Source organism: Pseudomonas sp. UME65 (assembly GCF_014170225.1).
Classification (GTDB): Bacteria; Pseudomonadota; Gammaproteobacteria; order Pseudomonadales; family Pseudomonadaceae; genus Aquipseudomonas; species Aquipseudomonas protegens.
On record NZ_LZZQ01000016.1, the window covers coordinates 976,077 to 994,856 of the forward strand.

The following is an 18,780-nucleotide window of genomic DNA, read 5'->3' on the forward strand; positions in this document are numbered from 1 at the left end:
CCATGAACACCCAGAACCCCGCCTTGAGCCAGAATCCGCCAATCACCCGCCAGCCCCTCGGGCTCCAGGCGGCCATCGTGCTGTTCGCCGCCATCACCCCCGCGGTGCTGCTGACGGCCCCGGCCATTGCCGCGCAACTGGCCAGCCAGTGGCAACTGAGCCCCTCCCAGATCGGCGACCTGTTTTCCGCCGAGCTGGGGGCCATGAGCCTGGCCACCCTGCCCGCCATCTGGTGGCTGAAACACATCGACTGGCGCCGCGCGGCGCTGTGCAGCGCCCTGCTGTTCATCCTCGCCAACCTGCTGTCGATGCTCGCCAACGACTATTCGCTGCTGCTGATCGCACGCTCGTGCAGTGCCCTGGCCGGCGGCTCGCTGATGATCATCTGCCTGGCCAGCGCCGCCGCCAGCCCCAACCCCAGTCGCGCCTACGGCTTCTGGGTGATGGGCCAGCTGGTGCTGGGGGCCATCGGCCTGAGCCTGCTGCCCATGCTCTTCGAGCGCTTCGGCCTGGGTGCCTGTTACCTGATCATGGCGCTGCTGATGCTGCTGTGCCTGCCCCTGGCTCGCAGCTTTCCAGCGGGCGCGGCGAAGGCCGCCAGCCATGAAGCCAAGGCCCCGCCGGTTTCCAGGGCCAAGGCCACCCTGGGGATTCTCGGCATCCTGACCTTCTACATCAGCCTCAGCGGGGTCTGGACCTTCATCGGCGCCATCGGTGGCCAGTCCGGCCTTTCGGCACAGACCAGCGGCGACGTGCTGGCCATCGCCACCCTGATGGGCCTTGCCGGCGCCCTGTGCGCCACGCTGTTCGGCGATCGCCTGCCCCGTAGCGCCCTGCTCCTGCTGGGCTACGGCCTGATGGCCGGCTCGGTGCTGCTGCTTCTGGGCCAGCCGCAACTGGCGCGCTTTGCCCTGGCGGCGCTGGTGTTCAAGTTCACCTGGACCTTCATCCTGCCGCTGATCCTCGCGCGCATGGCCGAAATGGACCGCAGCGGCCGCCTGATGAACGCCTCCAACCTGGTGATCAGCGCCGGCCTGGCCATAGGCCCGACCATCGCCGGGCGGCTGATCGAAGGCAGCGGCGGCTTCCACGAGCTGCTGCTGGCGGGCGCCGCAATCACCCTGCTGTCCATGGCCCTGGTACTCAGTTGCCGGCCTGCACGCTAACGCTCTCGGTGCCCTGGTTCCCTTGGCACCGAGGGCCTGGGCCAGCCGCTGTCGCGTTGTAAATTCCACCCTGAAAAATGGATATCACCATGACCTGTAAAAGCGCGTTTTTCTTCGACGAACTCAGCCTGTGGCACAGCGGCGGCCCCCACGTCCTGACCCTGCCGGTGGGTGGCTGGGTACAGCCGCCAGCCGCCGCCGGGCACGCCGAATCACCGGAAACCAAACGCCGTTTGAAAAGCCTGATGGATGTTTCCGGCCTGACCCGACAGTTGCACCTGCGCAGCGCCGCAGCGGCCACCGAAGACGACCTGCTGCGGGTCCACAGTGCTGCCTACCTGCAGCGTTTCAAGGCCTTGAGCGACGCCGGTGGCGGTCACCTCGGCGACGAGGCGCCGGTGGGCCCGGGCAGCTATGAAATCGCCCAGCTGTCCGCCGGGCTGGCCATGGCCGCCGTGGACGCCGTGCTCAGCGGCGAAGCCGATAACGCCTATTCCCTGTCCCGTCCACCAGGACACCACTGCACCCGCGACCAGGCCATGGGCTTCTGTTTCCTGGCCAACATCGCCATCGCCATCGAGGCCGCCAAGGCCCGTCATGGACTGGGCAAGGTAGCGGTCATCGACTGGGACGTGCACCACGGCAACGGCACCCAGTCGATCTTCGAGGAGCGGGCCGACGTGCTGACCCTGTCCCTGCACCAGGACGGTTGCTTCCCTCCGGGCTATGGCGGTGAACAGGACCGCGGGCGCGGCGCCGGCCTGGGCTGCAACATCAATATCCCGCTGCTGCCGGGCAGTGGCCACGACGCCTACCTGTACGCCATGCAGCGCATCGTGATACCGGCCCTGGAGCGCTTCGAGCCGGAACTGATCATTGTCGCCTGTGGCTATGACGCCAACGCCGTGGACCCCCTGGCGCGGATGCTGCTGCACAGTGACTCGTTCCGCGAGATGACCCAGTGCCTGAAGGATGCTGCCGAGCGCCTGTGCCGAGGGCGCCTGGTGCTGGTGCATGAAGGCGGCTACTCCGAGGCCTACGTACCGTTTTGCGGGCTGGCCACCCTGGAGGCGCTGTCGGGAATCCGCACCGCCGTCGCCGACCCGATGCTGGAGTTCGTACGCCTGCAACAGCCCAAGGAGCCATTCGTGACCTTTCAACGCCAGTTGCTCGACCTTCAAGCCCAAGCCATGGAGGCTGCCGGGCGCTGACCCCCGCTCTGGTGCCGGAACGAGCAAGCCCCGCCACCCGAGCGGCGGCATCCACCAACGGCGTTCCCCGGAGCCCGGGCTCCAGCCAGCGGAACGCCGCTCTGCCCAACCGGCCATCCTTCCCCCGCTCCCCTGGGCTACTTGCTGCAACAGTGTGGCCCGGGTGGGTCAGTTGCCTTGCTCCAGGCCCCGGAGATTGTCGCCACAGGCGTGACCGACGCTTTCGGCTGCCGGGCTTGCCAGGGTTGCGGCTAACCCCAGGGCGCGTGCTTCACTGGGAGTTTGCTGGAAGCGGCTCTTGAAGGCCCGGGCAAAATGCGCCTGGCTGGCAAAGCCGTGCCGGTAGGCGATCTCGCTGATATCCAGGCCCGCTCCCTGGCTGCTGCACAGCAACTGACGGGCCTGTTGCAGGCGTTTTTCCAGGATGAAGCGGCTGGGTAGCGTTTCTTCCAGGGCGAACAGCCGGGCCAGGTGCCGGGTGGAAATGCCGGTCTGGGCCGCCACCCGCTCGCAGCTCAGGGTCGGGTCGGCCAGCTGTTCATGGATGCATTGCTTGGCCGCCAGCAGGTAGGAGGCGCTCAGGGCGTTGATTGGCCGTTCCCCCACATGCCCGGCAATGATGCTGGCCAGAAGCTCGAAGGCCTGCTCCTGATAAGCCTCGGCCTCGGCGCACAGGGGCTGCTGGAAAAAGCCCCGGGTACGTTCGCCCAGGGTGCGCAGCAACAGGCGCTGGACCCCGCTTTCGACGCTGATCCGCAAAGGCCGGTCGAAGCGTTTCAGACAGCGCTCGGCGAACTGCTGCTGGGGAATGTCGAAGATGAACTGGCGCATGGCCCCGGAAAAGCCGAACAGGTAGGGCTTGTCGGTGCGGTAGACCACCAGCTCCCCCGGCTCCAGCACCTGGCAGGCGCCATCCTGGTAGAAGAACGAACCGCTGCCGGTGACCAGGGACACGAAAATCGACTCCTTGGGCACGCCGCGGATCATCGAGGTGTCGCGCTCCACCACGTGTTCGTTGCCGACGATGCGGGCCAGGCGCATGGCGCTCAATTGCAGGTTGTCCTGGCTGGCGGCGAAACCGCCCTCGGCGTAGGAGTTGCACTTGAGCCCCACCAGGGTGCTGGCGTTGTAGTCCTCCCAGAAGGCCAGGCGTTGGTCCAGGTCGACGGCCTGGGTGCTGGCATGCCGGGTTTCGAGCAAGGCGCATGGAGACATTGTTGTTCTTCTCATGGCGGCGGGATGTTCCCCGGACGGCAAGGCAGTGTCCGGACACCTGGGGCCGCAGGCACTGCGGGCCGCGGCCATTCATTAACATCTGAACTATATAGCCTGTCAACTTGAAACGCAGTGGGACCCGGTCGCTTTGAGCGCGTCATCGGCTCTCTATCGGCCGTAGGAAAAAAGCCGTCCGAAACAGACAAACAACCAGTCCGATCCGTGCAAACCCTTGCCCCGCTCCCGACCTAAAGTCTGCGCCGTACCCCCATGGCCGCCCTGCCCGGCTGCCCAGGCTCCTCCCATAACAACAACCGAGGCCCACCATGCCCGAAGCCGCCCACCGTGAATTCTGGAAAGACCTGCAACCGATCGCCAACTGCTTCAAGCCCGACGCCAAGCCGGAGGTCTACCTGCCCGATGCCGCCAGCGACGACCTGCGCCTGTACGTGCCCTTCACCGAGACCGTGTCCTCACGGCCACTGTGGATCTCCCCCAGCGAAAACCGCTGGTGCGACATTCTCCTGGCCCGCAGCGCCGGGCTGGTGAACCGCCACTACCACCCCCACGAAGTCTTCGCCTACACCCTGTCCGGCAAATGGGGCTACCTGGAGCACGAGTGGACCGCCACCGCCGGGGACTTCGTCTACGAGACCCCGGGCGAAGGCCACACCCTGGTGGCCTATGAGCATGAGCAGCCGATGCGGGTGTTCTTCATCGTCAAGGGCCCGCTGATCTGGCTCGACGAACAGGGCGAGCCCGACGGCTACTTCGACGTGCACTCCTACATCGCCATGTGCCGCGCCCACTACGAAAAGATCGGCCTGGGCGCCGCCCATATCGACACCCTGTTCCGCTGACCGGCGCTGCCCACGCCTCCTTCGGAGAACCACCATGGCTTATAAAAACAACAAGGCCGGTTACGAGAACACCTTGCTGGGGGTGCTGTTCCTGACCTTCGGTTTCGTCTTTTTCGATCGTCTGGCGCTGTCCTTCCTGTTCCCCTTCATGGCTGACGAGTTGCAACTGAGCAACAGCCACCTGGGCATGCTGTCGTCGATCCTGGCCCTGGCCTGGGCGGTGTCCGGGGCCCTGGTGGGTGCCTGGTCGGACCGCCGGGGCGTGCGCAAGCCGTTGCTGATCGTCGCGGTGATCCTGTTTTCCCTGTGCTCGGCGCTGTCCGGGCTGGTCACCGGCTTTCTCAGCCTTTTGCTGTTCCGCGCCATCATGGGGCTGGCCGAGGGGCCGATCCTGCCGCTCTCCCAATCGCTGATGGTGGAAGCCTCCTCGCCCCATCGCCGGGGCCTGAACATGGGCCTGCTGCAAGGGTCGGCGGCGGGCCTGTTGGGCGCGGTGATCGGCCCGCCGGTGCTGATCGCCCTGGCCGAAGCCTACGGCTGGCGCCACGCCTTCATCATTTCGCTGATTCCCGGGCTACTGATCGCCCTGCTGATCTGGCGCTACGTGCAGCCCGACCCACCGCGACACGAACCGCGAGCGCACACCCCGTCCAGCCCGGGTGGCAGCCATCGCCTGGCCCTGCTCAAGAGCCGCAACATCGTGCTCTGCACCCTCATCAGCTGCGTGTTCCTGACCTGGTTCATCATCCTGATTTCCTTCACCCCGACCTTCCTGGTCAAGGTTCGCGACTACAGCCCGGCCAGCATGGGCACGGTGATGAGCTGCCTGGGAGGCGCCTGGGTGCTCTGGGGCTTCGGCGTGCCGGCAATCTCCGACCGCCTCGGCCGGCGCCCGACCCTGGTGCTGTTCTCGCTGATTGCCGCTTGCTGTCCCATCGCCCTGCTCTACGCCTCGTCGCCCTGGATGCTCGGGGTGCTGATGCTGCTGACCTACACCGGCCTGGGCTGCTTCACCCTGTTCATGGCCACCATCCCCGCGGAAACCGTGCCCCGCGAAGTCATGGCCACGGCCCTGGGCATGATCATGGGCATCGGCGAGCTGGTGGGCGGCTTCATCGCTCCGACCATTGCCGGCTTCGCCGCCGACCGCTTCGGCCTGTCGATCGTCATGTGGATGTCCTGCGGCGGCGCATTGCTGGCCGCCGTGCTGGCCCTGTTCCTCAAGGAAACCGCCCCCGCGGTACTGGCCCGCCAACAACGCCGGCACCCCGGCCCCCACCCTGCACCCAGCCCGAGCCTGGGAGGAAACCCATGATCAAAGCACTGCAATGGCATGCCGCCCGCGACCTGCGCCTGACTCAGTTGGAACCGCGCCAGCCCGGCCCCGGCGAGGTGCTGCTGCAAGTCGCCTACTGCGGCATCTGCGGCAGCGACCTGCATGAGTACGTCGACGGCCCTCACTCCATACCTCAGCAGGTGGCTCACCCGCTGTCCGGTTGCCGGGCGCCGCTGACCCTGGGCCACGAGTTCTGCGGCCAGGTAGTAGCCCTGGGCCCGGGCGTGGATGCACGGCTATTGGGCCAGCGGGTGGCGGTGGAACCCGAATACCGCTGCGGCGAGTGCTCGTACTGCCAGATGGGCCAGTACAACCTCTGTGAATCCATGGGCTTTATCGGCCTGATGGGCGACGGCGGCTTTGCCGAACAGGCGGTGGTACCGGCCTACATGCTGCACCTGCTCCCGGACAGCGTCAGCTTCAAGCAGGCGGCCGTGCTGGAGCCGGCAGCGGTGGCCTACCACGCCTTGAACCAGAGCAGCCTGATGGCCGGCGACAGTTGCGCGGTGTTCGGCCTGGGGCCCATCGGCCTGCTGCTGGTGCTACTGGCACGGTTGCGAGGGGTGGAACGGATCTACGCCGTGGACCTGGACCCCGAGCGCCGGCGCCTGGCCCTGGAGTTCGGCGCCTCTGAGGCCCTGGACGGCGCCGACCCGCAACTGCAGGCACGCCTGCGGCAGCTGAGCGCCGGTGGTATCGACAGCGCCTTTGAGGCCGCCGGTAGCCAGCAGACCCTGAGCCATGCCCTGCACTGCCTGCGCAAGGGCGGCGAAGCGGTGCTGGTGGGCTTGATGGGCGACGTGCAGTTCGATGCCTTCCACCTGGTGAACAACGAGTTGCGCCTGCTCGGCAGCGTCGGCTACCGCCACGTCTACCCCGAACTGATCCAGCTGCTGGCCAGCGGGCGCCTGGACCTGAGCCGGGCGGTCACCCGCTGCCTGGCCCTGGAACAGGCGGTGGAGCAAGGCTTCCAGGCGCTGTTGCAAGACAAGAGCCAGATCAAGGTGCTGGTCAACCCGACCCCGGCCCTGGCCGATGCCTGAACAAACGATGTGCAACCGACACTCAAGACAAAAACAACAAGAATCGAGTACCCGACATGAATGCAACCTATGCGCTGTGCCCGCTGCTGGCCGCCTTGCTGCTGCCCCTTGATTGCCTTGCCCAGACGCCGCCCACGCCGCGTACCGGCCCGCTGTCCGACCTGGGGGACTACCTGGCCGACCGTGGCATCACGCCCCATGTGCAGTTCCTCAGCCTGGCCATGAAGAACCTGGACACGGGCCCCCGGCCCCACAGTTTCGGCAACAGCGGCGACCTGTTCGTCGGCGCCGATATCGATCTGGGGACCTTCGCCGGCCTCGACGGCGCGGCCCTGCACTTCGAGCAGACGCTGTTCATCCTCGACCACGAGACCGGCGTGCCCACCTCGCGCAACTGGCAGGGCGCCGCCGGCAGCTACTTCGGCGGCGCGCCGATCCACAACGACCTCACCAGCAACCAGTTGAGCCTGCTGACCTACCAGCAGACCTGGCTCGACGGCCGGGTCGACCTGAGCCTGGGGCGGACCAACGCCCGGCGCTACTTCTATATCTACAACTGCGAAAGCACGGTGACCTGCAACGACCCGATCATCGACTCTTCCACCGGCATCCTGCCGCCGCCCTACGGCAGTTGGGGCGGCTACCTGAAATACCAGCTGACGCCCCAGTGGTACGTGCATGGCGGCGCCTTCGAGTCCAACCCGGTGGACTACCTGAAGGAGCGCAAGGGCCTGGATTTCAGTACCGACGACGCCAGCGGCACCAGCCTGCTGCTGGGCATCGGCAGCCAGAACCGCGATGCCTACAGCTCCCACTACGAGCTCAACGGCTACTACAACACCTCCAAGCAGGTGGACCCGCTGACCGGAGCCATGGACTTCGGCACCGGCGGTGCCTTCTTCAAGTTCCAGCAGGCACTGTGGCGTGCCGACGCCGGTACCGGCAGTGCGCCCCAGGCCCTGCTGCTGTTCGGTTCGCTGTCGGCGGCGGCCGATGACAAGCAGCCCTTCAGCCAGTTTGCCGAGGCCGGGCTGACCTACCTCGCGCCCTTCGACCGGCCCCAGGACAAGCTCAACCTCAAGGCCAGCTACCTGCGCCTCAACGACCACCAGCTGCGCTTCCAGCAGCAGGCCCGCATCGCCAACGGCGGCGACCCGCGCCTGGGCGAACGCAATGTCTACGCACTGGAAGCCAACGCCCATATCGCCCTGACCCGGCAACTGGCCCTGGAGCCCAGCGTCCAGTACCTGGTCAACCCGGACAACTTCTACAACCCCGAAGCCCGCGAGCTGAGCGGCAACGGCTTTGTCGTCGGCCTGCAAGTGACCCTCGACGTTGGCTCGCTGCTGGGGCTCTGAGATGGATTTCTGTGACTGCCCAAGAGGTATCCCCCATGAGTGAAAACACCACGCAGACCTTCGACTACATAGTGGTGGGCGCCGGTTCCGCCGGTTGCGTGCTGGCCAACCGGCTGTCCGCCGATCCCAAGGTCCAGGTGTGCCTGATCGAAGCCGGGCCCAGTGACCGCACCTTGCTGCCCGCCGCCTATGTGCGCACTCCGGCGGGGATCATCCGCCTGATCGCCAACCCGCGCTGGAACTGGATGCACCAGTTCAGCCCACAGGCCAGCAGTGGCGACGTGCCGATCCCCTGCCCCCGGGGTCGGGTCTGGGGCGGCTCCAGCGCGATCAACGGCATGATCTATATCCGCGGCCATCGCCTGGACTTCGACCGCTGGGCCGCCGCCGGCAACCAGGGCTGGAGCCATGACGAACTGCTGCCCTACTTCAAGCGCTCGGAGCATTTCGAACCCGGCACCTCGCCGTGGCACGGCCAGCACGGCGAGCTCAACGTCGCCGAGCAGCGCAGCCCGAGCCCGGTCAATCAGGTGTTCTACCAGGCCGCCACCGAGCTGGGCTGGAGCTACAACCCGGACTTCAATGGCCCGGAGCAGGAAGGCTTCGGGCCCTTCCATGTCACCCAGATCAACGGCGAGCGCTGCAGCGCGGCACGGGCCTTCCTGCACCCGATCCTGCACCGGCAGAACCTGACGGTACTGAGCAGCACCCTGACCCACCGGGTGTTGCTGCAAGGCACTCGTGCCAGCGGTGTGGAAATCAGCCAGGACGGCCGGGTCTGGCAACTGCTGGCACGCCGGGAAGTGATCCTGTGCGCCGGGGCGATCAACTCACCGCAACTGCTGTTGCTGTCCGGCATCGGCCCGGCCGAGGAGCTTGCGCGCCACGGGATCGTTTCCCGCCACCCGCTGCCAGGGGTCGGGCTCAACCTGCAGGATCACCAGGACATCGTGCTGATGTACCGCAGCGACCCCGAACTGGGCTACGGCATTTCCGCCAAGGGCCTGCTGCCCCTGGCCCGCTCACCCTGGCAGTACCTGACCCGGCGCCAGGGCCCGCTGACCTCCAATACCGTCGAGTCCGGAGCCTTCCTGCGCCTTGCGCCCGAGGACCCGGTGCCGGAACTGGGGCTGATCGTCGCCCCGGCCCTGAAGAACCAGCCCCAGCGCCTGATCCCCGTGGGCCACGGCATCAGCCTGCATGTGGCGGTGATGCACCCGCAGAGCCGCGGCCGGGTGCGCCTGAATTCCGCCGACCCGCACGACAAGCCGCTGATCGACGCCAACTTCCTCAGCCACCCCGAAGACCTGCGCAAGCTGGTGGCCGGCTTGCGCCTGGTGCGCCAGCTGGCAGCGACCCGGGCCTTCTCCCAACGCCTCAAGGGCGAACTGGTGCCCGGCCCGCAGGTGCAGAGCCAGGAGCAGATCGAGCAATGGATCCGCCAGCACCTGGGCACGGTGTTTCACCCGGTGGGCAGCTGCAAGATGGGCCACGACGAACTGGCGGTGGTGGACGACCAGTTGCGGGTCCACGGCCTCCAGGGGCTGCGGGTGGCGGACGCCTCGATCATGCCGAGCCTGATCACCGGCAACACCAATGCGGCGGCAATCATGATCGGCGAAAAGGCCGCAGACCTGTTGCTGGGCACGGCACCGGCGCAACCGAGCAACGTGCTTCAAGGCGAAGCTTGCACCTGATGCCGGGGCTCAGGGGCGCTTGGGTGCCTCGGCACTCCAGAGCACCGGCCAGTCTTCGTAGCCCAGGCCGCTGCAGGTGGGCATGCGCCGATAATCGGTGAGCTGGAAGGCCTGGCCATCGAAGTGCCAACTGGCCATTTCACCGCAGTCGCCTATCCCGCGGCCCATGAGGAAACTGCTGAGCTCGCCGGTCTCGGGGTAATAGTTGAGGCCCCCGGCATGGTCGACGCTGCCGGCCGGCAACGCCTGCATCTGCAGGGGCTGCAGCGCATAGGGCGCCGTGCGCGAGCGGCTGCTGATATCGAACAGGCAGATGTAGGCACCGCAATCGGAGAACTCGAAGACCAGCGCCTGCTGCGCGGTCAGCGGATAGACCTCGATCCTCGGTGGCATGACGTAGTCGTCGGCGTCTTCGGTCTTTGCCGGCGGCAAGGTTTTGCGCACCGCCGCCAGCAGCCCGGTGCGCTCTCGGGCGCCGAGGGGCTTCACCCCGGGATAGGGGCGCAATGCCGCGGCCGGCTGCAACCCGGGCACCGCGCTGGCCGGCTGTTCGCCGGGCGCGGCCAGGGCGCTGACCGTGCCCTGGCGCTGCTGCACCTGGTCCACCCGTTGCAGCAAGTCCGGCAACCCCTTGAGCAGCACCTGGGCCGGCTCCTCTCCCGGCAGTTCCAGCACCTGCCCGGCCCGCAGCCGCGCCAGCCATTGCCGGGCCAGGGGCTGGTCATCAACCCGGTAGTACTGTTGTTCACGGGTGCTGTCGGGGGCTTCCACTTCCTGGACCAGCGCCGCCAGCAAGCCGGGCTCCAGCGGCTGGCCATCCAGGCGCAATGCACCAAGTTCCAATGGCGCGCCCTGGTGCTCCAGTTGCAGTTGCAACAGGCCTTCGGGGCCGGCCTGGCTGCGGATTTTCAGGGTCAGGTGGTTGACCCGCTCGGCAAAATCGATGTTCGGCGCGTAGAGCAGTTGGCAGTCGCGGCGGTTGTCGCACGCGCCGATCCAGCCCTCCTGTTGCAACCACAGCGGCGTCAGCTCCGGCAGCTCCCGGGCCAGGCACGGCAAGGCGCCAAGCACCAGCAGGGGCAACACAACGGTACGCAGCATGACGACGCTCCTTGTCGGGCAAAGGCGCGGATTCTGCCACGCCCGCCAGGCGGCGAATACCGCCAGGGTCAGTTGCCTGGGCGCGGCTCCATGGCATCAGCCCTGCCCCAGGGATCAGGCACCCGGCGCATTTGCGCCAGGGGCAGGCGCCTGCCCCTGGCGCAAGCGGTATTCCCCCGGCGCGGTCTTGGCGTAACGCTGGAAAAACCGGCTGAAATAGGCCGGGTCCTTGAAGCCCAGCTGGTAGCAGATTTCGTTGATCGAGCTGCCGGTGAACAGCAGCAGGCGCTTGGACTCCTGCATCACCCGTTCATGCACCAGGCGCTTGGACGGCAGGTCGGCGATGCGCCGGCAGACATCATTGAGGCGCGCCTCGGTCACTCCCAGGCTGCTGGCGTAGCGGCCCAGGGGCCAGTGCTCCAGGTAGCGGGCCTCGATCAGCTCGTTGAAGCGGTGGAAGATCTGCAGGTCTTCATGGCGTGCCGGGCGCGCCGTCAGGGAGTTGGCCGACAACCGCAGCAGGCTGATCATCAGCAGCCGGGTCAGGGCTTCCAGCGCCGGCTCGCGCCCCGGGCCCTGCCCGGCAATCTCCCGCTGCAATTCATGGAACAGGCCCTCCAGGCGTCGTACTTCGCCGGCGAACTGCGGCCCCAGGCGCGCCAGGGCCACGCACACCGGCGGCACCTGGGGCGCCGGGGCCAGTGCCGGGTCGGCGCCGATCAACTCCCACACCAGTTGCTGGCGCACGGTCAGCACATGGCCTTCGCTGTCGGCCTCGGTGACGAAGGCGTGGGGAATGGTCGGCGGGGTCAGGAAGAACATCGGCCCCGACTCCAGATACTGCTGATCGTCGAGGTAGACCCGCACCGCGCCGCTCTGCACGTAATGCACCTGGAAGAAACGGTCGTGGCGATGCACCGGCATGTTGCGACCGAAGAAGCCGGCCAGGTTGCTGAGCTTGTCGTAGTGCACCTGGGCATCGGCGTAACGCTGGTCGTAGACCTGGCCGATGTTGATGTTGGGAATCGGTTGGCGTGGGTTCATGGCGCCCTTCTGTTTTTATTTTGATCCACGCGGACCCTGCGCATCCTGCGTGATTCGCGGCTTGCCCGCCACTGCGGGATGGAAGCGGGCAGTCCATCGCTTGACGATCGTTAACATATTAAATATAACGTTAACACATTAACGAAATCGACCCGCCAGCGGCAAGCCGCTACGGGTACGGACACCAGGAGAGCCCGATGAGCCGTGCACTGAACGATCACGCCGGCGGCACCCTGTTCGGCGTTGCGCTGAACTACCAGGGGTTGCTGCAGAGCCATCTGCAGAGCTTCACCCAGCCGCCCTACCAGAAGCCGCCGGTGAAGCCGGTGCTGTTCATCAAGACCCCCAACACCCGCAACAGCCATGAGGCGCCGGTGGTGTTTCCCCAAGGTGTGGAGCGCCTGCAGCCCGGCCCGGCCCTGGGCGTGGTGATCGGCAAGCGCGCCAGCCGGGTGCGCCTGGAAGACGCCCTGGAACACGTGGCCGGCTACACCATCGTCAACGAATTCAGCCTGCCGGAAGACAGCTACTACCGCCCCGCGGTCAAGGCCAAGTGCCGGGACGGCTTCTGCGCCCTGGGCCCGGAACTGGTACCGGCCGCCGAGGTGCCCGACCCCCATGCCCTGAGCCTGGAGCTGTGGGTCAACGGCGAGCGGGTGCAGCACAACAGCACCGCCAACCTGGTGCGCAGCATTCCCCAGCTGATTGCCGAGATCAGCGAGTTCATGACCCTGCACCCCGGTGACGTGCTGATCACCGGCACTCCGGAAGGCCGGGTCGATGTACGCCCCGGCGATCGGGTCGAAGTGCAGATCAGCGGCCTGGGCCGCCTCGCCAACACCATCGTGGCCGAATAAGGAACCGACATGAAACATGCACGCATTCGTTATCAGGGCCAGGTCCACCAGGCCCTGGTCACCGGCCCCAACACCCTGCAACTGGAAGACGGCCGGGTCCTGGCCGAAGACCGGGTGCAGTGGCTGCCGCCGGCCACCGGGACCATGTTCGCCCTGGGCCTGAACTATGCCGACCACGCCGCCGAGCTGGCCTTCAAGCCGCCCACCGAACCGCTGGTGTTCATCAAGTCTCCCGGCACCTACACCGGCCACAAACAGGTGACCTGGCGCCCGGACAACGTCGCCTACATGCACTACGAGTGCGAGCTGGTGGCGGTGATCGGCAAGACCGCGCGCAACGTCAAGCGCGAGGATGCCCTGGACTACCTGGCCGGCTACACCCTGTGCAACGACTATGCGATCCGCGACTACCTGGAGAACTACTACCGGCCCAACCTGCGGGTGAAGAACCGCGATGCCACCACCCCGGTAGGCCCGTGGATCATCGACGCGGCCCAGGTACCCGAACCCAACAACCTGACCCTGCGCACCTGGGTCAACGGCGAGTTGCGCCAGCAAGGCAGCACCGCCGACATGATCTTCGACATCCCCTACCTCATCGAATACCTGTCCGGCTTCATGACCCTGCAACCGGGGGACATGATCGCCACCGGTACCCCCGAAGGCCTGTCCGACGTGGTGCCCGGCGATGAGGTGGTGGTGGAAATTGAAGGCATCGGCCGGCTGGTCAACCGCATCGTCAGCGAAAGCGAATTCTTCACCCATCACGCCCACCCGGAGCCCACTGCCGTGGCCAAGGAGCACGCATAAATGATCAAGCACTGGATCAACGGCCGCGAAGTCGAAAGCCGCGAAGTGTTCACCAACTACAACCCCGCCACCGGTGACGCCATCGGCGAAGTGGCCAGCGGCGGCGCCGAGGAAATCGCCCAGGCGGTGGCCGCAGCCAAGGAGGCCTTCCCGAAATGGGCCAACACCCCGGCCAAGGAGCGCGCGCGATTGATGCGCCGCTTGGGGGCGCTGATCGAGGAGAACGTGCCGCATCTGGCGGAGCTGGAAACCCTGGACACCGGCCTGCCGATCCACCAGACCCGCAACGTGCTGATTCCCCGGGCCTCGCACAACTTCGATTTCTTCGCCGAGGTCTGCACCCGCATGGATGGCCACAGCTATCCGGTGGACGACCAGATGCTCAACTACACCCTGTACCAGCCAGTAGGCGTCTGCGCCCTGGTGTCGCCATGGAACGTGCCGTTCATGACCGCCACCTGGAAGACCGCGCCGTGCCTGGCCCTGGGCAATACCGCGGTGCTGAAGATGAGCGAACTGTCGCCACTGACCGCCAATGAGCTGGGTAGGCTGGCGGTGGAAGCCGGGATTCCCGCCGGGGTGCTGAACATCGTCCAGGGCTACGGTGCCACCGCCGGCGATGCCCTGGTGCGCCACCCGGACGTGCGGGCGATTTCCTTCACCGGCGGCACCGCCACCGGCAAGAAGATCATGCAGACCGCGGGCCTGAAGAAGTACTCCATGGAACTGGGCGGCAAGTCGCCGGTGCTGATCTTCGAGGACGCCGACCTGGAACGGGCCCTGGACGCCGCGCTGTTCACCATCTTTTCCCTGAACGGCGAGCGCTGCACCGCCGGCAGCCGGATCTTCATCCAGGAAAGCGTCTACCCGCAGTTCGTCAAGGAGTTCGCCGCCCGGGCCAGACGCCTGATCGTCGGTGACCCGCAGGACCCCAAGACCCAGGTCGGCTCGATGATCACCCAGGCCCACTACGACAAGGTCACCGGCTATATCCGCATCGGCCTGGAAGAAGGCGCAACCCTGCTGGCCGGCGGCCTGGAACGCCCGGCCAACCTGCCGGCGCACCTGGCCCGCGGGCAGTTCATCCAGCCCACGGTGTTCGCCGACGTGGACAACAAGATGCGCATCGCCCAGGAAGAGATCTTCGGCCCGGTGGTGTGCCTGATCCCGTTCAAGGACGAGGCCCAGGCCCTGCAACTGGCCAACGACACCGAGTACGGCCTGGCCTCCTACATCTGGACCCAGGACATCGGCAAGGCCCATCGCCTGGCCCGTGGCATCGAGGCCGGCATGGTGTTCATCAACAGCCAGAACGTGCGCGACCTGCGCCAGCCCTTCGGCGGCATCAAGGGATCGGGCACCGGTCGCGAAGGCGGCGAATACAGCTTCGAGGTCTTTGCCGAGATCAAGAACGTCTGCCTCTCCATGGGCAGCCACCACATACCGCGCTGGGGCGTGTAAGGTTCAGAACCGTCCCGGATCACCCCAACAAGAAGATGTTTCAGGAGAAGCACCATGGGCGAAGTCGTCATGGCCGCCAAGGTCTGCCACGTACCATCGATGTACCTGTCCGAACTGCCGGGCAAACACCACGGCTGCCGTGAGGCGGCCATTGCCGGGCACAAGGAGATCGCCCGCCGGGCCCGGGAGCTGGGGGCCGACACCGCAGTGGTGTTCGATGTGCACTGGCTGGTCAACAGCGGGTACCACATCAACTGCGGCGAGGCGTTCAACGGCACCTACACCAGCAACGAGCTGCCGCACTTCATCAAGAACATGACCTACGACTACCAGGGCTGCCCGGAGCTGGGTGAGCTGATCGCCGCCGAGGCCAATGCCGCCGACGTGCGCACCCTGGCCCACAACATTCCCAGCCTGGAACTGGAGTACGGCACCCTGGTGCCCATGCGCTACATGCACATGGACGTGCCCGCTGCCGAGCACTTGAAGGTGGTGTCCATCGCCGCCTGGTGCGCCTGGCACCGCCTCGAAGACAGCTTCACCTTTGGCGCCGCGGTGCGCCGGGCCATCGAGAAGAGCGATCGCAAGGTCCTGGTGCTGGCGTCGGGTTCCCTCTCCCACCGTTTCTCCAACGACCGCGAGGCCGAGGCCAACATCCACAACTGGACCCGGGAGTTCGACAAGCAGGTGGACCAGCGGGCGGTGGAGCTGTGGCAGCAGGGCCGCTTCCGCGAGTTCTGCGCCATGCTCCCGGACTACGCCAGCAGCTGTCATGGCGAGGGCGGAATGCACGATACGGCCATGCTCCTGGGGCTGTTGGGCGGGCCTGAATACAACCGCCCAGCGGAGATCGTCACTCCGCTGTTCGGCAGCTCCGGCACCGGCCAGATCAACGCCATCTTCCCTGTCTAGGCCCAGCTGCCACCCTGACTCGCAAGCGGCCGGGTTCCCGCCGGCCACTTGCGAAGGAGTTCCCCATGCCGCATTTCATCGCTGAATACACCGACAACATCGAACAGGCTGCCGACCTGCCGAGGCTGTTCGAAAAGGTCCATGACTACCTGGGCGCCACTGGCGTGTTCCCCCTGGGGGGCATCCGCAGCCGCGGGGTGCGCCTGGACACCTGGCGCATGGCCGACGGCAAGCACGACTACGCCTTCGTCCACATGCGCCTGCAAGTGGGAGCCGGCCGCGACCTGGCCACACGACGCCAGGTCGCCGAAGGCCTGTTCGAGATCATCAAGGCGCACTTCGCCGAGCTTCAGGGCCAGCGCCTCTTGGCCCTGTCGTTCGAAATGAGCGAGCTGGATGCCGAGCTGAACTTCAAGCACAACAACGTGCACGAGTTCCTGCGCGGACAAGCCTGAGGGTAGCCGCCGGTAGGAACCGGCTCGCCAGCGAAGCGGCCCTCAGGCCTTGTGCCAGCCCCGGATCCGCCTTCGCCGGCAAGCCGGCTCCTGCAGGCCGGCCACCCACACAAGAACAATAACGAGATCATTGCCATGCCCCACTCAACCCTTGCCACGGCGCCGGTCGCCGAGGTCGATGACTGCTATCGCAAGATCACCTGGCGGCTGATGCCGCTGTTGTTCGTCTGCTACATCTTTGCTCACCTGGACCGCATCAACATCGGTTTCGCCAAGCTGCAGATGACCCAGGATCTGGGCTTCAGCGACAGCGTCTATGGCCTGGGTGCCGGGCTGTTCTTCGTCGCCTACGCGCTGTTCGGGGTGCCCAGCAACCTGGCCCTGGACCGGGTCGGCCCACGGCGCTGGATCGCCTTCCTGATGCTGGTCTGGGGCCTGCTGTCCAGCGCCCTGATGCTGGTGGACAGCGCCTGGGGCTTCTATGTTTTGCGCTTTCTGCTGGGGGTCGCCGAGGCCGGCTTCTTCCCCGGCATCCTGGTGCTGCTCAACCGCTGGTTCCCGGCCAGCCGCCGCGGCCAGGTCACCGCCCTGTTCGCCATCGCCGTGCCCATGGCCGGAGTCATTGGCGGCCCCCTCTCCGGGTGGATCCTGGAAAGCTTCCACGACTTCGGCGGCCTGCGCGGCTGGCAGTGGATGTTCCTTATCGAAGGCCTGCCGGTGGTGCTGCTGGGCCTGGTGGTGCTCAAGGCCCTGCCGGAAAGCATCGAACAGGTGGGCTGGCTGACCCCGGCGCAGAAGACCTGGCTGCTGCAGGCCCTGCAACAGGAAGAACAGCACAAGTCCATCACCCGTTTCAGCGGCATCCTCAGGGACCGCCACGTCTGGCTGCTGGTGTGCATCTACTTCGCGGTGATGCTGGCGGTGAACACCATCGCCTTCTGGATGCCGACCCTGATCCACCACGCCGGCATCGCCCGGGACAGCAATGTCGGCCTGCTCAGTGCCCTGCCCTACCTGGCAGGCTGCCTGTTCATGCTCGGCGTCGGCCGCTCCTCGGACCGCCTGCGCGAACGCCGCTGGCACCTGGGGGTGCCGCTGCTGATGTCCAGCCTGGGGCTGATCCTCACCGGGCTGGCCCCGGACAACCCCTGGCTGGTGATGTTCGGCCTGCTGGTGGCGGGCATGGGCGCCAGCGCCGCCTTGCCGATGTTCTGGCAACTGCCGCCGGCCTTTCTCGCCAGCAGCACCCAGGCCGCGGGTATCGCCCTGATCAGTTCCTTCGGCAGCGTCGCCGCGTTCCTTGCCCCTTACCTGATCGGCGTGGTGCGCGACGCCACCCAAAGCGCCAGCCTGGCCCTCTACGCCCTGGCCCTGCTGATTGCCTGCGGCGCCTGGCTGGTGCTCCAGGTGCCGGCTCATATCGTCAACCCTCGGGAGAAATAACCATGCTCAGCCCCTCGGATATCCAGGAAGCCGCCGCGCGCCTCAACGCCGCCGAGCGCAGCCGTGAACAGATCGGCCAGCTGTCCCTGCAATACCCCGCTATCAGCATCGAAGATGCCTACGCCATCCAGCGCAGCTGGGTGGAACAGAAAATCCGCGACGGGCGCAAGCTGGTGGGCCACAAGATTGGCCTGACCTCACGGGCCATGCAGGTTTCCTCGAACATCACCGAGCCGGATTTCGGCGCCCTGCTGGACGACATGCTGTTCGATGAAGGCAGCGACATTCCCTTCCAGCGCTTCATCGTGCCCCGGGTCGAGGTGGAACTGGCGTTCATCCTCGGCAAGCCGCTCAAGGGGCCCCACTGCACCCTGTTCGATGTGCTGGACGCCACCGACTGGGTGATCCCGGCGCTGGAGATCATCGATGCGCGCATCCAGCAGGTGGACCCGCAGACCCAGGCCACCCGCAAGGTCTTCGACACCATCTCGGACAATGCCGCCAACGCCGGGGTGGTGATGGGTGGCCGCGCCGTGCGTCCAGGGGATGTGGATTTGCGCAAGGTTCCGGCGGTGCTCTACCGCAATGGCGTGATCGAGGAGTCCGGGGTCTCTGCCGCGGTGCTCAACCACCCGGCCAAGGGCGTGGCCTGGCTGGCCAACAAGCTCGCGGCCTATGACGTCGGCCTGGAGGCCGGGCAGATCATTCTTGGCGGCTCCTTCACTCGCCCGGTGGCCGCCCGTCCCGGAGATGTATTCCACGTGGACTACGATCAGTTGGGCAGCATCGCCTGCCGCTTTGTCTGAGGAGA

At 66.4% G+C, this 18,780-nt stretch carries 17 protein-coding genes; 14 read left to right on the forward strand and 3 right to left on the reverse strand.

The genetic code is table 11. The features are described 5' to 3' along the window. The first annotated feature begins 2 nt into the window (after positions 1–2). Complete coding sequence (locus A9971_RS29550; protein ID WP_183000368.1) at positions 3–1,166, forward strand: MFS transporter; 1,164 nt, start codon at positions 3–5, stop codon at positions 1,164–1,166. A gap of 89 nt (positions 1,167–1,255) precedes the next feature. Then, positions 1,256–2,377, forward strand: a complete 1,122-nt coding sequence (locus A9971_RS29555; RefSeq protein WP_026020252.1) for a class II histone deacetylase — start codon at positions 1,256–1,258, stop codon at positions 2,375–2,377. A 168-nt stretch (positions 2,378–2,545) separates the two neighbouring features. Here the strand turns inward: A9971_RS29555 and A9971_RS29560 are convergent, their stop codons facing one another. Beyond that, positions 2,546–3,592: a helix-turn-helix domain-containing protein gene (locus A9971_RS29560; RefSeq protein ID WP_019095477.1), complete on the reverse strand. Its 1,047-nt coding sequence runs from the start codon at positions 3,590–3,592 to the stop codon at positions 2,546–2,548. A gap of 326 nt (positions 3,593–3,918) precedes the next feature. Here A9971_RS29560 and A9971_RS29565 point away from each other — a divergent pair, with 326 nt between their 5' ends. The 5 genes from A9971_RS29565 to A9971_RS29585 are packed head-to-tail and all read left to right on the forward strand — an operon-like array spanning position 3,919 to position 9,886. Next, entirely contained in the window at positions 3,919–4,452 is a 534-nt protein-coding gene (locus A9971_RS29565; protein ID WP_019095476.1) for a 2,4'-dihydroxyacetophenone dioxygenase family protein, read from the forward strand. Positions 4,453–4,486: 34 nt separating this feature from the next. Beyond that, entirely contained in the window at positions 4,487–5,767 is a 1,281-nt protein-coding gene (locus A9971_RS29570; RefSeq protein ID WP_065364199.1) for an MFS transporter, read from the forward strand. Further along, positions 5,767–6,831: a 2,3-butanediol dehydrogenase gene (locus tag A9971_RS29575; protein WP_144417769.1), complete on the forward strand. Its 1,065-nt coding sequence runs from the start codon at positions 5,767–5,769 to the stop codon at positions 6,829–6,831. The genes A9971_RS29570 and A9971_RS29575 overlap by 1 nt, the downstream gene beginning before the upstream one ends. 56 nt (positions 6,832–6,887) lie before the next feature. Continuing rightward, a complete protein-coding gene (locus tag A9971_RS29580; RefSeq protein WP_183000369.1) occupies positions 6,888–8,189 on the forward strand; it encodes a carbohydrate porin in 1,302 nt (433 codons plus the stop codon). A 35-nt stretch (positions 8,190–8,224) separates the two neighbouring features. Next, positions 8,225–9,886, forward strand: a complete 1,662-nt coding sequence (locus A9971_RS29585) for a GMC family oxidoreductase (RefSeq protein ID WP_183000370.1) — start codon at positions 8,225–8,227, stop codon at positions 9,884–9,886. A 9-nt stretch (positions 9,887–9,895) separates the two neighbouring features. On the opposite strand, the gene A9971_RS29590 is transcribed toward A9971_RS29585, so the two are convergent. Together A9971_RS29590 and hpaA are read right to left on the reverse strand one after the other, a co-directional pair. Further along, the gene (locus tag A9971_RS29590) at positions 9,896–10,987 is read right to left on the reverse strand and encodes a DUF1176 domain-containing protein (protein ID WP_123473482.1); all 1,092 of its coding nucleotides are present in this window, start codon (positions 10,985–10,987) and stop codon (positions 9,896–9,898) included. A 114-nt stretch (positions 10,988–11,101) separates the two neighbouring features. Then, a complete protein-coding gene (hpaA, locus tag A9971_RS29595; RefSeq protein ID WP_011061651.1) occupies positions 11,102–12,031 on the reverse strand; it encodes a 4-hydroxyphenylacetate catabolism regulatory protein HpaA in 930 nt (309 codons plus the stop codon). A gap of 197 nt (positions 12,032–12,228) precedes the next feature. On the opposite strand from hpaA, the gene A9971_RS29600 reads away from it, so the two are divergent. From A9971_RS29600 to hpaH, 7 genes are all read left to right on the forward strand, one after another. After that, positions 12,229–12,888 (forward strand): fumarylacetoacetate hydrolase family protein, encoded by a 660-nt coding sequence (locus A9971_RS29600; RefSeq protein WP_053151968.1) that lies wholly within the window; start codon positions 12,229–12,231, stop codon positions 12,886–12,888. A 9-nt stretch (positions 12,889–12,897) separates the two neighbouring features. Further along, positions 12,898–13,698 carry a fumarylacetoacetate hydrolase family protein gene (locus A9971_RS29605; RefSeq protein ID WP_183000371.1) on the forward strand — a complete coding sequence of 267 codons (801 nt, stop codon included), beginning with the start codon at positions 12,898–12,900 and terminating at the stop codon, positions 13,696–13,698. Further along, positions 13,699–15,159: a 5-carboxymethyl-2-hydroxymuconate semialdehyde dehydrogenase gene (gene hpaE, locus A9971_RS29610; RefSeq protein ID WP_183000372.1), complete on the forward strand. Its 1,461-nt coding sequence runs from the start codon at positions 13,699–13,701 to the stop codon at positions 15,157–15,159. Between the two features lie 54 nt (positions 15,160–15,213). Beyond that, a complete protein-coding gene (gene hpaD, locus A9971_RS29615; protein ID WP_183000373.1) occupies positions 15,214–16,071 on the forward strand; it encodes a 3,4-dihydroxyphenylacetate 2,3-dioxygenase in 858 nt (285 codons plus the stop codon). A gap of 65 nt (positions 16,072–16,136) precedes the next feature. Further along, the gene (locus A9971_RS29620; RefSeq protein WP_019095468.1) at positions 16,137–16,526 is read left to right on the forward strand and encodes a 5-carboxymethyl-2-hydroxymuconate Delta-isomerase; all 390 of its coding nucleotides are present in this window, start codon (positions 16,137–16,139) and stop codon (positions 16,524–16,526) included. Positions 16,527–16,661: 135 nt separating this feature from the next. Continuing rightward, positions 16,662–17,969 (forward strand): MFS transporter, encoded by a 1,308-nt coding sequence (locus tag A9971_RS29625; protein ID WP_011061657.1) that lies wholly within the window; start codon positions 16,662–16,664, stop codon positions 17,967–17,969. Positions 17,970–17,971: 2 nt separating this feature from the next. Continuing rightward, positions 17,972–18,775, forward strand: coding sequence for a 2-oxo-hept-4-ene-1,7-dioate hydratase (gene hpaH / locus A9971_RS29630; RefSeq protein WP_015635875.1), 804 nt, complete (start codon positions 17,972–17,974; stop codon positions 18,773–18,775). Positions 18,776–18,780: the final 5 nt, after the last annotated feature.

Coding starts and splice junctions, on each gene's coding strand:
- A9971_RS29550 (WP_183000368.1), top strand. CDS start 3: ATGAACACCCAGAACCCCGCCTTGAGCCAGAATCCGCCAATCACCCGC.
- A9971_RS29555 (WP_026020252.1), top strand. CDS start 1,256: ATGACCTGTAAAAGCGCGTTTTTCTTCGACGAACTCAGCCTGTGGCAC.
- A9971_RS29560 (WP_019095477.1), bottom strand. CDS start 3,592: ATGTCTCCATGCGCCTTGCTCGAAACCCGGCATGCCAGCACCCAGGCC.
- A9971_RS29565 (WP_019095476.1), top strand. CDS start 3,919: ATGCCCGAAGCCGCCCACCGTGAATTCTGGAAAGACCTGCAACCGATC.
- A9971_RS29570 (WP_065364199.1), top strand. CDS start 4,487: ATGGCTTATAAAAACAACAAGGCCGGTTACGAGAACACCTTGCTGGGG.
- A9971_RS29580 (WP_183000369.1), top strand. CDS start 6,888: ATGAATGCAACCTATGCGCTGTGCCCGCTGCTGGCCGCCTTGCTGCTG.
- A9971_RS29585 (WP_183000370.1), top strand. CDS start 8,225: ATGAGTGAAAACACCACGCAGACCTTCGACTACATAGTGGTGGGCGCC.
- A9971_RS29590 (WP_123473482.1), bottom strand. CDS start 10,987: ATGCTGCGTACCGTTGTGTTGCCCCTGCTGGTGCTTGGCGCCTTGCCG.
- hpaA (WP_011061651.1), bottom strand. CDS start 12,031: ATGAACCCACGCCAACCGATTCCCAACATCAACATCGGCCAGGTCTAC.
- A9971_RS29600 (WP_053151968.1), top strand. CDS start 12,229: ATGAGCCGTGCACTGAACGATCACGCCGGCGGCACCCTGTTCGGCGTT.
- A9971_RS29605 (WP_183000371.1), top strand. CDS start 12,898: ATGAAACATGCACGCATTCGTTATCAGGGCCAGGTCCACCAGGCCCTG.
- hpaE (WP_183000372.1), top strand. CDS start 13,699: ATGATCAAGCACTGGATCAACGGCCGCGAAGTCGAAAGCCGCGAAGTG.
- hpaD (WP_183000373.1), top strand. CDS start 15,214: ATGGGCGAAGTCGTCATGGCCGCCAAGGTCTGCCACGTACCATCGATG.
- A9971_RS29620 (WP_019095468.1), top strand. CDS start 16,137: ATGCCGCATTTCATCGCTGAATACACCGACAACATCGAACAGGCTGCC.
- A9971_RS29625 (WP_011061657.1), top strand. CDS start 16,662: ATGCCCCACTCAACCCTTGCCACGGCGCCGGTCGCCGAGGTCGATGAC.
- hpaH (WP_015635875.1), top strand. CDS start 17,972: ATGCTCAGCCCCTCGGATATCCAGGAAGCCGCCGCGCGCCTCAACGCC.